This is a genomic window from Roseateles sp. P1_C6, assembly GCF_056406315.1.
Genome location: NZ_JBFUAK010000004.1, coordinates 130,050 through 144,901, shown reverse-complemented (window position 1 = coordinate 144,901; position 14,852 = coordinate 130,050). Strand labels below are relative to the sequence as shown.

Sequence of the window (14,852 nt, the reverse complement as noted above, 5' to 3'; positions counted from 1 at the left end):
TCGGCGCCAGGCTCTGCACCCATGTCATCGGTCGAAGCCCTCTTCCGCCAACCGGCCACGGCGCAGCGGCCCATGCTGCGCTGGTGGTGGCCGGGCGGCGCGGTCGATGCGCAGGCGCTGTGCGAGCAGTTGCGCGGCTTTGCCAAGGCCGGCTGGGGTGGCGTGGAGATCCAGCCCTGCCGCGTGGGCCTGCCGCATGACCTAACGCCGGCGCAGTCGGCACGCGTGCATGACGTGTTCACGCCGGGCTGGTACGAGACTGTTGCCGCGGTCATGACCGAGGCCGCGCGGCTGGGCATGTGCGTGGACGTCACCTTCGGCTCGGCCTGGCCCTTTGGCGGCGGCGAGGCCATCACGCCAGAGCTGGCCGCGTCGGAGCTGACGCTGGCGTGGACCAGCGTTCAAGGGCCTTGCGAATGGCGCGGCGTACCGCGCCAGCCCGAGCGCCCGCTGCGCTCGGCCACGTGGCTGGCAAGGCACGGCGGCATCGCCGAGGAACAGGCGCTGCCGGCCGACTGGGCCGAGCGCATGGCAGCACCCGTCGAGACCGTCGCCGTGCTGGCTGCTTGCGGCGGCGTGCCCAGCCTCGGGCCCTACCCCGGCTTCGTGCCGATGACGCTGCCCGACCGCTGGGGCCAGGTACTGGCCGCTGGCTGGCTCGACGCCGCCAGCACCATCGACCTGACCGACCGCCTGCAGCCCGACGGCAGCCTCGAATGGAACGTGCCCGACGGCGACTGGCAACTCGTCGTCGTGCAGCGCTTCGTCAGCGACCAGATGATCCTGGAAGGCGCCGGCCGCGGCCCGCAGCTGGTGCTGGACCACCTGCAGCGCGCCGCCTTCGACGCCCACGCCGCGCGCGTCGGCGACGCGGCCCTGCCCCGCTGGGGCGAACACGCCGGCGCCACCTGGCGCAGCATCTTCATCGACAGCCTGGAGATTCCTGCGGACCTGCTGTGGACGCACGACTTCCGCGCCGAGTTCCAGCGCCGCCGCGGCTACGACCCGCGCCCGCACCTGCCGCTGATGCTGCAGCCGGGCTGGCGCAACTGCTTCCAGGCGCGGCTGGGTGCGCCGCTGTTCGACGACGCCGACATCGGCGCGCGCGTGCGCCACGACTACCGGCTGACGGTGTCGGAGCTGATGATCGAGCGCCTGTACCAACCCATGTCCGACTGGGCCCGCGAGCACGGCCTGCAGGCCAAGGTGCAGGCGCACGGCGCGCCGGTGGACTGGCTGCAGGCCTACGGCGTGGCCGGCATCCCCGAGACCGAGGATCTGGCCGGCGGCGCCGCGCCGCATTTCCTGCGCGTGGCCCGCTCGGCCGCCCACATCTATGGCCGCGAGCTGGTCACCGGCGAGGCCTTCTGCTGGCTGCTGGAAGGCTTCGCCGTCACACCGCAAAAGGTGCGCGAGCGCGCCGATGCCTTCTACGCGGCAGGCATCCAGCAACTCGTCGGCCACGGCGCGTCGGCGCGCATGACGGGCTGGAGCGGCGGCCACCCCTGGTACCCGTTCGAGGCCATGGAGATCGGCACGCCGCTGGACGACACCAACCCCTGGTGGCACCTGGCGAGGCCGCTGACCGACTACATGGCCCGCAACCAGGCGCTGCTGCAGCGCGGCCGCGCGCGCGTGACCGTGGCCGTGCTGGCGCCGCTAGACCTGTTCGCCTTCGCCAGTGCAGCCGAGCGCATGACGCCGCCGGCCTGGCATGACGCGCTGCAGGACGCCGGCTACGACTGGGACTGGATCAACGACCATGGCCTGCTGGCCAGCCGCCTGGAAGCTGGCGCACTGGTCACGCCGGGCGGCCACCGCTACCGCGCGCTGCTGCTGCCGGACCTGCCCGCGCTGCGCGCCGAGGTCGCCGAGTTCCTGGCCGCCTGCGCCGAGGCCGGCGTGACTGTCTGGGCCTGTGGTCGCGTGCCGAACCGCGAGGCCGGCTTCAAGGACGCTGCCGCGCGTGATCTGCGCGTGCAGCGATCGCTGCAAGCCGTCCGCCTCGTCGCGCCGTCGGCCACGGGACACGAGCTGCGGGCCGCCGGCGTGCCGCCCAGCCTGGCGCTGGCGCCGGGCCACGGCTGCAGCTTTCATGTTCGCGAAGACGGCGAGCAGCAATGGGTGCTGCTGCGCAACGCAGGCATGACGGCTCAGACCGTGGGCTGGCGCCTGCCGGCCGGCCAGGCTGCCGAGGTCTGGGATGCATGGAGTGGAGAGGTGGACGCCATGGAAACCCATGAACACGTCGAGACGCAATTGCCGGCAGGCACCTCACGCTGGCTGCGCGTCGCGCCCGCGAAGGTCTGCCGCGCGCCGCGTGCCGCCAAGGCGGCGACGGCCCCGGTCCTCGTGCTCGAGCTGCGCGGCCCCTGGCAGGTCAGCGCCGACGGCGTGGGCCTGGGCGGACGGCGCATCCGCTTCGACGCCACCTGGGACACGCTGACCGACCTGCGCAACCTGTCCGACCTTGCCGACTTCGCCGGCCTGCTTTGCTACACGCTGCAGTTCGAGCTGACCGCCAAGGAGCTGGCGGCCGGCGCCCTGATGCTGGATCTCGGCACGGCCCATGATGCGCTGTCGCTGCAACTCAACGGCGACACGCCGTGGATGCGCAGCGAAGGCCCGTTCGAGTTCGATGTGACCCGCCGCCTGCAGGCGGGCGCCAATACTTTGTCCATCGCGGTGGCCAACGTGCCCGAGAACGCCCATCGCGACCCCGCGCGACCCGGCGGTCTGCCGCTGCCCGGCCGGCGCCTGACCCGCCTGCCCACCGGCCTCCTCGGCCCCGTGCGCCTTCGCGCCGCCTGACCTTTCCTGAAAGCCCGCCATGAGCAAGCTCCGCATTCCCTTCCATGAAAAGGTGGCCTATGGCCTGGGCAACTTCATGCCCACGGCCGTCACGGCCACCGGTGGCATGGCGATGTATTTCTATGCCGACGTGGCCGGCCTGTCGGCCGCCTTCATCGGCGCGCTGCTGCTGCTGGTGCGCATCGTCGACGCGGTGTGGGACATCTTCGTCGGGCGGCGCGTGGACGCCACGCGCAGCCGTTGGGGCCAGGCGCGGCCCTATCTGCTGTGGTTCGCGCCGGTGCTGGCCCTCGCGCTGGTGGCCAGCTTCACGGTGCCGCCCCTGCAAGGCATGGCCAAGACCGTCTACTTCGTGGCGGCTTATGTCGTGCTGTGGTGCGCCTACAGCCTGATCATGATCCCCTTCCAGTCCATGCTGCCCATGATCGCGCCCGACCCCGACGAGCGCCTGCGCATGGCCGGCGTCAGCAGCTTCGTGCAGTTCATCTTCGTCGTGGGTTGCGCGGCGGGCTTCCCGATGCTGAAGGACGCACTGTCCGACGGCAACCCGGCCCAGGGCTTCCAGCGCGCCGCGCTGCTGTTCGGCGCCTTCGGCCTGCTGTTCACATGGCTGTGCTTCGCGTTCGTGCGGGAGCGCGTGGCGCCGATGAGCGGTCCGCGCGCCGACCTCAAGGCCGACCTGCGCGCGTTGCTGGCCAGCCGCGCCTGGCGCGCCGGCGTGCTGGCGCAATGCGCGCTGGGCGCGCTGATCGGCCTGCCGCTGGCCAGCGGCGTCTACTACTTCGCCGTCGTCATCGGCAAGCCGCAACTGATCGGGCCCTTCATGGGCCTGGGCGGCATCGGCCTGGTGCTGGGCGTGGTACTGAGCGACCAGTTGACGCGCCGCCTGTGCAAGAAGCGCGTCTATGTCGGCTCGATGATCGCAGCCGCGCTGCTGTTGACGGCCATGACGCTGGGGGGGCCGGACCGGCTGCCGCTGGTGTTCGTGCTGTCCCTGCTGGCCAACATCTGCCTGGGCGTCAGCGCGCCCATCAGCTACTCGATGAACGGCGACATCGCCGACGACATCGAATGCCGCGAAGGCCAGCGCGTCGTCGGCACGCTGGTCGCGACGATCAACTTCGCGTCCAAGGTCGGCGCCGGCCTGTGCAGCGCCATCGTCGGCGGCGTGCTCAGCGCCACGGCCTACCAGGCCGGTGCCGCACAGCAAGCGCCCGAGGCTCTGCAGGGCGTGGTGGCGCTGATGAGCGTCGTCCCCGCCGTGATGGCCCTGGGCGTCGCGGCCATCATGGGCTGGGTCTACCCGCTGGGTCGGGCGCAGCTTTCGCAGATGAACCAGCAACTGGGCTTGCGCCGCGACGCGGCCACCGCCTGAACTCGACAACCTACCGATCACCGCTCCCGTCATGCAAAAGAACTTTCCCGAAGGCTTCCTCTGGGGTGCCGCCACTGCGGCGCACCAGGTCGAAGGCGGCAACGACAACTGCGACACCTGGGCCGAGGAATGGGCCGAGGGCTCGCCCTATGTGGACAAGAGCGGCGACGCCATCGACCACTACCACCGCTTCCGCGACGACATCGCGCTGTTGGCCTCGCTGGGCCTGAAGGCCTACCGCTTCTCGGTGGAGTGGGCACGCGTCGAGCCCCGCGAAGGCGAGTTCAGCGCCGAGGCGCTGGCGCACTACCGCGCGGTGGTGGATGCCTGCGTCGAGCACGGGCTGGAGCCGGTCATCACGCTGCACCACTTCACGTCGCCCAAGTGGCTGATGCCGCTCGGCGGCTGGCGCGGCGAGCGCACGCCCGCGCTGTTTGCGCGCTACGTGGAGCGCGTGATGCCGGCGCTGGGCACGGCGGTCAAGCGCGTGGTGACGCTGAATGAATGCAACATCGGTGTGCTGCTGCAGAGCATGTTCGCGTCGCTGGGCTTCGTGCCGCCCATCGGTGTGGACGTGAAGAGCTGGCGCGCGCCGGGCTGGCGCAACAGCGCGGCCCAGGCCTGCGGCACCGACGCGGCCACCTACTGCGCCTTCCAGATGGCCGGCGACGAGCGTGGCGTGGCGACCATCTCGGCCGCGCACGTGGCCGCGCGTGAGGTGATCCGCCGCGTGGCGCCCGGCGTGCAGGTGGGCCTGGCGCTGGCGCTGTCCCAGCCGCAGCACATCCCCGGCGGCGAGGAAAGCGCCGCGCGCATGTGGCACGGCAACTTCCGCCAGTGGCTGCCGGCCATCCAGGGCGACGACTTTTTCGCGCTGCAGAACTACACCCGCGAGATCCACGGCCCCGACGGCCAGGTAGCCCCGCCCGCGGACGCCGAGTCGACCGGCGCTCGCTACGAGTTCGCGCCGCAGGCCGTTGCGTCCGTCGCCCGCCGCGTGGCGCATGAGCTGAAGCTGCCCATCCTGATCACCGAGAACGGCTATTGCGGCGACGACGACACGCGCCGCGTCGAGTTCCTGCAACAGGCGCTGGCCGGGTTGCACGCGGCGATTGCGGACGGTGTTCCGCTGATCGGCTACACCTGCTGGAGCGGCTTCGACAACTTCGAATGGGTGTTTGGCTACGCGATGCGCTTCGGCCTGATCGCCGTCGATCGCAGCACGCAGCAGCGCACGCCCAAGCCCAGCGCCCATCTGCTCGGCACCATCGCTCGCGACAACGCGCTGAGCGGCGACATCACGCTCAACGCCGCCTCCGGCAGCGCCAAGGACCTGGCCATGGACCACAGCTACACCCCGCCCGCCGCCGACCCCGGCATCGTCTTCACCAATGTCCGCATCTTCGACGGCAGCGGCAGCGAAGCCTTCGCCGGCGAGTTGCGCGTGGACGGCAATCGCATCACGGCGCTCGCTCGTGATGGGGGCCACGTCTTGCGCGACAACGCCAAGATCGTCGACGGCCGTGGCGGTGTCCTGATGCCCGGCCTGATCGAGTCCCATGCCCACCTGACCTGGCCCACCAGCGTCGAGAAGTTCGTGCCCGGCATGGCCTTGCCGCCGGAAGAGCTGGCGCTGACCGCCGCGCGCAATGCCCGCATCCTGCTGGACCACGGCTTCACCGGCGCCTACTCGGCCGGCGCCCTGAGCAAGCGCCTGGAGATCTACCTGAAGGACCAGATCGATTCCGGCGGCATGCCCGGCCCGCGCCTGATCCCCTCTTCCGTGGAGCGCGAGCCGCCCAGCGACGGCTCCATGCTGGACCCGGGCAAGGCGGACGAACACGGCGTCGGCGCCGCGAACGTGCGCGCCTTCGTCAAGGGCTGCGGCGAGCTGGGTGCGAAGTCGGTCAAGTTCCTGCTCTCCGGCGAGAGCGCGCTGAAGCCCGGTGCCTCGCTGGAGATCCTGTACACCGAGGACGAGATCAAGGCCGCCGGCGAGCAGGCCAGGGAGAGCAGGCTCTTCCTGACCGGCCACGCCCACGCGGCCGAGGCCGTGAAGATGGGCGTGCGCAACGGCTTCCACATGCTCTACCACTGCACCTATGCGGACGAGGAAGCGCTGGACCTGCTGGAAGCGGCCCGCGACCGTGTCTTCGTGGGCCCTTCCATCGGCATCATCCAGGCCACGCTGGACGCCAACCCGCCGCCCCACATCGACATGACGCACATGAAGCAGGACGCGGCGGTGGTGCTGGAGCACCAGAAGCGCATCGTCCCCGAGCTGCGCCGCCGCGGGGTGCGCCTGGTGCCGGGCGGCGACTACGGCTTCCCCTTCAACCCCAACGGCCGCAATGCGCGCGACCTGGAGCTGTGGGTGCAGCACTTCGGCTACACGCCCGCCGCGGCCTTGCATGCCGCCACCGCGCTGGGTGGCCAGGCCATGGGCATGGGCGACGAGCTGGGCCTGCTGAAGGAGGGCTATCTGGCCGACCTGCTGCTGGTCGACGGCGACCCGACGGCCAACGTGGCCATCCTGCAGAACAAGCACCACCTCAAGGCCATCATGAAGGACGGCCGCTTCCACAAGGCGCCGAACTGATGACACACCGCTACGTCCGCCCCCTCGCCGGCGCGCTGATGGCCGCCGCCAGCCTGAGCCACATGCCTGTCGCACAGGCGGCTGAGCCGCCGCCCCATGTCTTCCGCACCGTGCCCGCCACGGCCATGGAGCTGCCCACGCCGCTGTCGCTTGGCGGCACGGGCAGCGGCCCGGCCTTCCAGTGGACCGGGCTGGGCCAGGAACGCATCCTGCGCAACGTGCAGCGCCCACAGCTTTACGCGGTGCGCCCCGCCGCAGGAAAGGCCAATGGCCGCGCGGTGCTGGTCGTGCCAGGTGGCGGCTACCGCTTCGTGGCCATCGAGAACGAAGGCATGCCCATCGCGCGGCGCCTCGCCGATGCGGGCTTCACCGCCTTCGTGCTGGTCTACCGCGTCAAGCCCACGCCGGTGGCGGACACCGACTTCGCCGCCGAGGTCAACGCGGAGATCGCGCAGCGCTTCGCGCCCGGCGCACCCAAGGCCGCCGATGACCTCACCCCCCACGGCCCGGCCGTGGAAGACGCCAAGGCGGCGATGGCCTGGCTGAAGGCCCACGCGGCCGAGCAAGGCTTTGACGCCAGACGGCTGAGCTACATCGGCTTCTCGGCCGGCGCCCGCAGCGGCCGCGCGCTGGTGGCGCAGGCCACGGCCGACGAGATGCCCGACACGCTGGCGCTGATCTACGGCGGCTTCTACGCGACACAGCCACGCCAGCCGGTGCCGCCGCTGTTCCTGGCGCAAGCGGCGGACGACCCGCTGTTCCCGCCGGATGGTTTCGACATCGTGCAGAACTGGCGGCAGGCAGGCCAGCGCGTCGAGCTGCACCTGTACGAGCGCGGCGGCCACGGCTTCGGCTCCATGCCGCGGGGCACGACGGCCGACGCCTGGCTGGATGCCTATGTCGCCTGGCTGACGCGGCAGTGACATGAGCAACGTCATCGATCCCGGCGCCGCCTGCTGGCTGGCCGCCGAGGACGCCGCCGCGCGCGCGGAGCGCCAGGCCGGCTGGCACTGGGCCTGGGGCACGCTGCCAACGGGCCTGACGCAAGAGCCCAAGCTGCGCGAGTTCGTCTGGGACTTCCACCTCGACGAACCGCTGGCCGACGCGCGCCTGCTGATCGCCGCGCAGAAGGGCTTGCCCGGCGTCTGGCTGGACGGGCAGGCGCTGCACGAGTCGGCGGACATGCTGTCCGGCCGCGCGATGCAAGACCTGGCCCTGGGCACGCTGGCCGCCGGGGCGCATCGGCTGGCGGCGCAGGTGCGTGTCTTCCACCCCTTCATCGCCGAGCCGCGCCAGGGCGGGCTGGCGGCGCTGCTGCGTGGTGGCGGCAGGTTCCTGTCGCCGCAACCGGCCGATTGGCGCACGCGCGTGCTGGCGGCGCCCGGCTGGCACCTCGGCGACCTCGGTGCCGAATGGCAGCCGGCCACCGCGCCAGCCGAACCCATCGACTGGCTGCCCATGCCTGCCCAGCCCGCGCGCCTGCTGCGCCGCGCCTTTCACCTGCCAGCCAGGCCTGTGTCCGCCACGCTGACGCTGACGGGCCTGGGCGGCTGCGAGGCCGAGCTGAATGGCCGCCGTGTTGGCGACGCGCTGCTGGCACCCGAGAACAGCGACTTCCGCCACCGCCTGCTGGTGCAGCAGCACGACGTGGCCGATCAGCTGCAGGCCGGCGAGAACGCGCTGGGCGTCATCGTCGGCGACGGTTTCTACGCCAGCGAGGCCATCGGCCGCGGCCGCTACCCGTTTGGCGGCGCACCCCGGCGGCTGTGGCTGACGCTGGACGTCACGCTGCCCGACGGCAGCGCGCGGCGCATCGCCACCGACGACCACTGGCGCGCCGCCACGGCGCCGGTGCGCTTTGCCGAGATCTATCACGGCGAAACCTATGACGCGCGGCTGGAGCAGCCGGGCTGGTCCTCGCCCGGTTTCGACGACGGCGCCTGGGACCCCGCCTGGCTCGCACCCATACCCAGCTGCACCCTCTTCCTGCAGGAAGGCCCGCCCATCCGCGAGACCTTGACGCTACGCCCGCAGACCGTCAGCGAGCCGGCACCGGGTCAGTACGTTGTCGACTTCGGCCAGAACTTCGCCGGCTGGTGCCGCATCCGCGTACGCGGCGAGGCGGGCCGCACGGTCACGCTGCGCTTCGCGGAGATCCTCGGCGACGATGGCCAGGTCGACATGCGCAACCTGCGCGCCGCGCGCTGCACCGATCGCTACACGCTGCGCGGCGACCCCGCCGGCGAGACATGGGAACCGCGCTTCACGTACCACGGCTTCCGCTACGTGCAGATTTCGGGCTGGCCTGGCACGCTGACGGCCGACGACGTGGACGGCGTGGTCGTGCACAGCGACTTGGCCCTCACCGGTCACTTCGAGAGCGGCCAGCGCATCCTGCAAGGCCTGTGGCACAACACCTTCTGGAGCCAGCGCAGCAACTTCGTCGGCATGCCCACCGACTGCCCGCAGCGCGACGAACGCCTGGGCTGGACGGGCGACGCGCAGGTCTTCTGGCCCACCGCCGCGTTCAACATGGACGTGCGCGGCTTCACGCGCCGCTTCCTGGCCGACCTGCGCGCCAGCCAGCGCGCCGACGGCGCCTACGCCGACACCAATCCGCCCGCGTTGCCGGCCTATGGTGCGCACGGCTGGAGCGACGCCGGCGTCGTGCTGCCGCACACCGTCTGGCAGCACTACGGCGAGACGTCGCTGCTCGACGAGCACTGGGACTCGATGGAGCGCTGGATGGACTGGATCGCCGAACCCAACGGCGAAGGCCTTTGGCGCGCGCGGCGCGAGGTGGACTTCGGCGACTGGCTGTCGCTGGACGCCGTCAACCTGATGGACGAGACCACGCCCAAGCTGCTGAGCGCCACCGCCTGCTGGGGCCGCATGCTGGGCATGATGGCCGACATGGCCACGGCCACCGGGCGGGACGACAGGGCCGCGCACTTCAGCGCCTGGCGCGAGCGCGTCGGCCAGGCCTTTGCCGCGACCTTCATCCAGCCGGACGGTCGCATCGGCAACGGCAGCCACACGGGCTACATCCTGCCGCTGGCCTTCGGCCTCGTGCCCGCGCCGCTGCGCCAGGCTGCCGCGGACCACCTGGCCGAAGCCATCCGCGCCCGCGGCACGCTGCTGACCACCGGCTTCCTCGGCACACCCTTCAGTCTCGATGTGCTGGCCGACAACGGCCATGGTGCGCTGGCCGTGGAGCTGCTGCTGCGCACCGAGTTCCCAAGCTGGGGCTACATGGTGGAGCGCGGCGCGACGACGATCTGGGAGCGCTGGAACGGCGACACCGGTGACGTGGCGATGAACTCCTACAACCACTACGCGCTGGGCGCCATCACGGGCTTCCTGTATCGCCGCGTGGCGGGGCTGGCGAGCGCCGAGCCTGGCTTCAAGTCCGTGCTGTGCCGGCCGCTGCTGGACGCCCGCCTCGGCGCGGGGCGCGCCACGCAAGCCACGGTGCACGGCCAGATCGCGTCGCGCTGGGGCGTCGACGCCCAGGGCCAGCCCTGGTTTGAGCTTGAGTTGCCGGCAGGGCTGAGCGCCAGCGTGGTGTTGCCGGGACGCGAGGCACGGCACCTGGCCGCGGGGACGCACCGATTCGCATGACGCGTGCGGCCTTGGCCGCCGGGGGACGGCGCTTTTCCCTGGGAGACGACCTGTCTTTGATGCGACAATTAATTCGCATTTAAAGCAGGCCACCCAAACGCTGAATGAGCACAGAGCCCAAAGAATCACCGCATCCGGAGGGGCTTCCTTCTGACTCATTCACCGATGAAACACGATCTTTAGATCACAAAAAGGTGGCGCTTGCGGGCGAGGCATCGACGGCCGCGGAAGCCGCTGCCACGGTGGCGGCGGAGGGTCCGACATTGGCCCTTGGATACGATGCCGACATGCCGAAGAAAGTCCTCGAAAAGAAGCCGGCGGTCGAACCGGCAGCCCCTGACGAACCGCCAGCAACACCCGCGCGGCAACGCAAAGGCGTGTCGGTGCGGCGCATTCCGCAGCAGGCGCGCAGCCAGCAGACCGTGCAGGCCGTGCTGCGGGCGGCCAACGAGGAGATCCGCCGTGACGGGCTGGACCACCTGTCCACCAAGCGCATCGCCTCGGCCGCCGGGCTGTCGGTGGGCTCGCTGTACGGCTATTTTCCGAACAAGGAATCCATCATCGCGGCGCTGCTGGAGGCCTGGCTGACGCGCGTCTTCGACGCCGTGGACTCCGTGCACCCGCGCCATGGCGGCAACCGGGACTTCTTCACCTACCTCAACGAACAGATGGAGCGCGCCCGCGTCGTCTACGAGGACCAGCCCGGCATCGGCGCGCTGTTCGGCATGGTGATGTCCATGCCGGCGTTGCACGCGATGGTGTTTCGCCATGGCGAGCGGGTCGGCGAATCGATGGAATCGGCGCTGAAGTTCTATGCGCCGCAGGCCAATGGAGAGGACGTCCGCTCCGTCGCGCGCACCATCCCGCTGATGTGCCACCACCTGATGGCCTCGGCGCAGATGGAACCCAACGTCGACCACGAGCGCATGGCCGCCGACATCCGCGTCTGCCTGGTGGCACTGGCCACGCGGCTGCTGGTGCCCCGCGCGGCCTGAGGCAGCAAACAAAAAACCCGCGCGAGGCGGGCTTTGTCGTTGGCCGCCGAAGCGGCCTCAGGCAGCCGAGCGCTTCAGGTCCGCGGCCGGCAGTTGCGGCGCGCTCGGCGCCGTCACGAAGAAGCGCTGCACGAACAGCAGCAAGGCCGACAGCGCGATGCAGCCCGCCGCGACGACGAACGCCGTGCGTGGCGACGCCACCTCGGCGACGATGCCGCCCATGAACGAGCCCGTCGAGTAGCCCAGGCCCAGGATGGCCGGCGTCAGCGCGGCATGCCGCCCCACCGGGTCGAACACCGGCAACAGCGTCGGCACCAGGATGCCGGTCAGCGTCCAGCACCCGACAAAGGCACCGGTCGCGACGGCAAAGCTGGTGGGCGTCAGCGGCAGGGCCAGACCCGCCGCACCAACGGCCGTCACGACCACCACGAAGCGGCTCCAGCCGAACAGGCTGTGCCGCGCCATCGCCTTGACGAAGAAGCAGGCTGCAAGCGACGCGAAGTTGGCGATGGCCAGCACCTTGCCGACGTAGGCCTTGTCCAGCCCCTGGCTCTCGGCCAGCGTGGCCAGGAAGGTCCAGATCACGCCGACGCCGGTGTAGCAGGTGTACAGCGTCAACAGCGTCAGGTAGACACCGGCCTTGTTGATCTTGCCGTCGCGGAAGGCAGCGGGAATGGTCTCGCCACGCTTGAACAACAACATCGCCGGCAAGCAGACGATGCCCACCGCGGCGATGAAGAAGAAGGCGCCGCTGGCCTGCCACTGCCCGCCGACGGTCGGCAGGATGACGGCCATCAGGGCCATCGCATACAGGTTCTGGCACACCACCAGGATGCCGATGTTGCGCTGCGGCTCGCGGCTGTAGGCCAGAAAGCCGATGGCCGAGGCGCTGACCACACCATTGCCCAGGCCGGCGAAGAGGCCGCCGGCAATGGCCACCGGCATGCCCAGGCCCAGGCCGATGACGGCGTTGCCGACCATCATGCACAGCATGCCAGCGCCCAGGATGCGCCGCATCGGCCAGCCCCGGATGCCCTTGGCCACGGCCAGTGCGCCGATCGTGTTGCCGGCCGTGTCCGCCGTCACGACGAAGCCGACCTGCGACGGACTGAAGCCCCACTGCTGTGCCATGAAGGCCACCAACAGCGGCGTGCACAGGAAGAAGGTGAAGGCCACGCAGCCCAGCGCCACCATGGCGGTGATGAAGAGCGGTGATTGCGGCCGGCCGAGCGGACCCTGACTTGGAAGAGCGGTGGAAGACATGAAGGACACCCTGTTGCAATGGAGTTGGGCCGAGTGGGCCGACGGCAGCGGCGCGGCACGTGACCGGTCGATGAGCCCATTTAATATGAACTTTGTGTCACATACAAGGGTGCGTTTTCCCTGCCGTCTTGGTGGCCGGCCGCGCGCGGCGCGGTGACCTGCCGCCATTCAGGCATGGCGCGCCGCCCCGCGGTGCCAGCTCACAACATTTGCCCCAACAACGCCCAATACTGCACAACTCTGGGCGGCTGTCGTCCAGGCACGGCCAAAGCCAGCATTGGCCGATCGCGAAGACCGTGGCGCAACACCGAGAAAACCCTGAGATCTCCAAGTGGCACCTTCCTCATAATACGAACATTAGTTCATATTAAGACTGCAACCACTCGGCACCGCCAGGCTTGCCGGGCGGCCCTTACCGGAGCCTTCGCACCATGTCCCAGCCCCCTTTCGACATTCCCGCGCTGATCCGCGCCAGCTACGCGCAGGCCAGCGCCGAGCCGGCACCGAGCTGGCGTGAACAGGGGCTGATGGCCGGCTTTCCACCCGCCGCAGCGGCGCAGGTCACCCGGCGCAACTTCATGCGGCCGCCGTTTCATCGCTGGGGCTTCCAGCACATCGCCCGCCTGCTGCCCACCATCGACGTGCCGGCCAGCGGCCAACCGCGCGCGCTGCCGCGCCAGGAAGACGCCAGCCTCGCGGGCCTGCGCTTTCGCAGCGTCGGCGGGCCCGAGGTGTCTCTGACGGAGCACCTGGCCGCCAGCGATACCGACGGCTTCATCGTGCTGCAGCACGGCCGCATCCTGTTCGAGCACTACGCCAACGGGCATGCGCCGCAGACGCGCCACATCATGTTCTCGGTGACCAAGTCGATGATCGGCACGCTGGCGCAGTGGATGGTCCACGAGGGCCGGCTCGACGACACGAAGCTGGCCCAGGACATCGTCGCGGAGCTGCGCGGCAGCGCCTTCGGCGACGCGACCGTGCGCCAGTTGATGGACATGGCCGTGGGCGTCCACTACACCGAGAACTACGAAGACCCGCGTTCCGAGAGCTCGCAGTTCGGCATGGCCTGCGGCCTGACTCCGCCCTATGCGGACGACCTCGCCGAAACACCGGCCGAGTACGCCGGCCTGGACAGCCTCTACAGCTTCCTGCCGCGGCTGCGCAAGAAGGGCGAGCACGGCGGCTTCTTCGACTATGTGACCGCCGTCACCGAGGTGCTGGCCTGGGTCATGGAGCGTGCGACCGGCGTGGCCGCGCACGAGCTGCTGGCGCAGGTGTGGGGGCGCCTGGGCTGCGAGCGCGATGGCTATTTCATTGCCGACTCGCTCGGCCGCGGCGTCGCGGGCGCCGGCTTCAGCGCGACACTGCGCGACATGGCACGCTTCGGTCAGATGCTGTTGGACCGCGGCCGCGTGGGCGGCGAGTCGGTGATCCCCGCGGCCGTCATCGATACGCTGCTGGCGGGCAGCGACCCGGCGATCTTTGCGCGCAACCCCGAGTTCGCGCCCATCGGCCCGCTGTCGTACAAGAGCCAGTGGTATGTGTTCAACGGCCAGGCACTGCTGGCCATCGGCATTCACGGCCAGACGCTGTACGTGAACTTCGACACCGGCCTCGTCGTGGTGAAGCAGTCGTCGCCGCCGCACGCGGTCGCGGCGATCAACATCGACACGCTGGAGATGATCAAGGCGCTGAACCAGCATGTCGCGCCGCGGGCGGTGGCGGCATGACCTCGGCCGTCGCCCCCTCGCTGACCAGCCGCTGGGTCATGCGGCTGGACGTGCAGTGCGCGCCGCTGCAGGCCATCGGCCAGACGGACGACGGCCTGCGCGAGAACTACCCCATCCTCGGCGGCAGCTTCTTCGGCCCGGAGTTGAGCGGCGAGGTGCTGCCTGGCGTGGACCGCTTCCTGCGCCGCGCCGATGGCGTGGGTGTGCTGGACGCGCGCTATGCGCTGCGCACGCATGACGGCGTGCTCATCAACATCCACAACCGCGGGCTGCTGTGGGCAGCCCCGGGACCGGATGGCCATCCGAACGAGGAGGGGCCGTTCCGCTGCCACTGCGTGCCGGTGTTCGAGGCGCCACAAGGGCCCTATGCCTGGCTGAACCAGGCTGTGTTCGCCGGCCGCGTCGACTACCCCGCGCTGGGTCAGGTTCGCATCGACCTGTTCCGCTTCGACTGA

Annotated in this window: 9 protein-coding genes; 8 read left to right on the top strand and 1 reads right to left on the bottom strand. The window is 70.3% G+C overall.

The features are described from left to right. Positions 1–21 precede the first annotated feature (21 nt). The 6 genes from AC1D29_RS09385 to AC1D29_RS09360 all read left to right on the top strand — a co-directional run bounded on the left by AC1D29_RS09385 (position 22) and on the right by AC1D29_RS09360 (position 11,401). Positions 22–2,811 carry a glycosyl hydrolase gene (locus tag AC1D29_RS09385; protein ID WP_477896495.1) on the top strand — a complete coding sequence of 930 codons (2,790 nt, stop codon included), beginning with the start codon at positions 22–24 and terminating at the stop codon, positions 2,809–2,811. Positions 2,812–2,830: 19 nt separating this feature from the next. After that, positions 2,831–4,186 (top strand): MFS transporter, encoded by a 1,356-nt coding sequence (locus tag AC1D29_RS09380; RefSeq protein ID WP_477896493.1) that lies wholly within the window; start codon positions 2,831–2,833, stop codon positions 4,184–4,186. A 31-nt stretch (positions 4,187–4,217) separates the two neighbouring features. Further along, positions 4,218–6,785, top strand: coding sequence for a family 1 glycosylhydrolase (locus tag AC1D29_RS09375; protein ID WP_477896491.1), 2,568 nt, complete (start codon positions 4,218–4,220; stop codon positions 6,783–6,785). Continuing rightward, the gene (locus tag AC1D29_RS09370) at positions 6,785–7,708 is read left to right on the top strand and encodes an alpha/beta hydrolase (RefSeq protein WP_477896489.1); all 924 of its coding nucleotides are present in this window, start codon (positions 6,785–6,787) and stop codon (positions 7,706–7,708) included. Before AC1D29_RS09375 ends, AC1D29_RS09370 begins: the two co-directional genes overlap by 1 nt. Before the next feature lies 1 nt (position 7,709). Further along, positions 7,710–10,406, top strand: a complete 2,697-nt coding sequence (locus AC1D29_RS09365) for an alpha-L-rhamnosidase (protein ID WP_477896487.1) — start codon at positions 7,710–7,712, stop codon at positions 10,404–10,406. A gap of 287 nt (positions 10,407–10,693) precedes the next feature. Then, positions 10,694–11,401 (top strand): TetR/AcrR family transcriptional regulator, encoded by a 708-nt coding sequence (locus AC1D29_RS09360; RefSeq protein ID WP_477896485.1) that lies wholly within the window; start codon positions 10,694–10,696, stop codon positions 11,399–11,401. Positions 11,402–11,458: 57 nt separating this feature from the next. Here the strand turns inward: AC1D29_RS09360 and AC1D29_RS09355 are convergent, their stop codons facing one another. Next, positions 11,459–12,664: an MFS transporter gene (locus AC1D29_RS09355; RefSeq protein ID WP_477896483.1), complete on the bottom strand. Its 1,206-nt coding sequence runs from the start codon at positions 12,662–12,664 to the stop codon at positions 11,459–11,461. A 431-nt stretch (positions 12,665–13,095) separates the two neighbouring features. Between AC1D29_RS09355 and AC1D29_RS09350 the strand changes: the two genes are divergently transcribed. After that, the gene (locus AC1D29_RS09350) at positions 13,096–14,397 is read left to right on the top strand and encodes a serine hydrolase domain-containing protein (RefSeq protein WP_477896481.1); all 1,302 of its coding nucleotides are present in this window, start codon (positions 13,096–13,098) and stop codon (positions 14,395–14,397) included. After that, positions 14,394–14,852: a DUF3237 domain-containing protein gene (locus tag AC1D29_RS09345; RefSeq protein ID WP_477896479.1), complete on the top strand. Its 459-nt coding sequence runs from the start codon at positions 14,394–14,396 to the stop codon at positions 14,850–14,852. The genes AC1D29_RS09350 and AC1D29_RS09345 overlap by 4 nt, the downstream gene beginning before the upstream one ends.

Bases quoted from the DNA above. Each gene is read 5' to 3' on its own strand.
- AC1D29_RS09385 (WP_477896495.1), top strand. From the start codon at position 22: ATGTCATCGGTCGAAGCCCTCTTCCGCCAACCGGCCACGGCGCAGCGG.
- AC1D29_RS09380 (WP_477896493.1), top strand. From the start codon at position 2,831: ATGAGCAAGCTCCGCATTCCCTTCCATGAAAAGGTGGCCTATGGCCTG.
- AC1D29_RS09375 (WP_477896491.1), top strand. From the start codon at position 4,218: ATGCAAAAGAACTTTCCCGAAGGCTTCCTCTGGGGTGCCGCCACTGCG.
- AC1D29_RS09370 (WP_477896489.1), top strand. From the start codon at position 6,785: ATGACACACCGCTACGTCCGCCCCCTCGCCGGCGCGCTGATGGCCGCC.
- AC1D29_RS09365 (WP_477896487.1), top strand. From the start codon at position 7,710: ATGAGCAACGTCATCGATCCCGGCGCCGCCTGCTGGCTGGCCGCCGAG.
- AC1D29_RS09360 (WP_477896485.1), top strand. From the start codon at position 10,694: ATGCCGAAGAAAGTCCTCGAAAAGAAGCCGGCGGTCGAACCGGCAGCC.
- AC1D29_RS09355 (WP_477896483.1), bottom strand. From the start codon at position 12,664: ATGTCTTCCACCGCTCTTCCAAGTCAGGGTCCGCTCGGCCGGCCGCAA.
- AC1D29_RS09350 (WP_477896481.1), top strand. From the start codon at position 13,096: ATGTCCCAGCCCCCTTTCGACATTCCCGCGCTGATCCGCGCCAGCTAC.
- AC1D29_RS09345 (WP_477896479.1), top strand. From the start codon at position 14,394: ATGACCTCGGCCGTCGCCCCCTCGCTGACCAGCCGCTGGGTCATGCGG.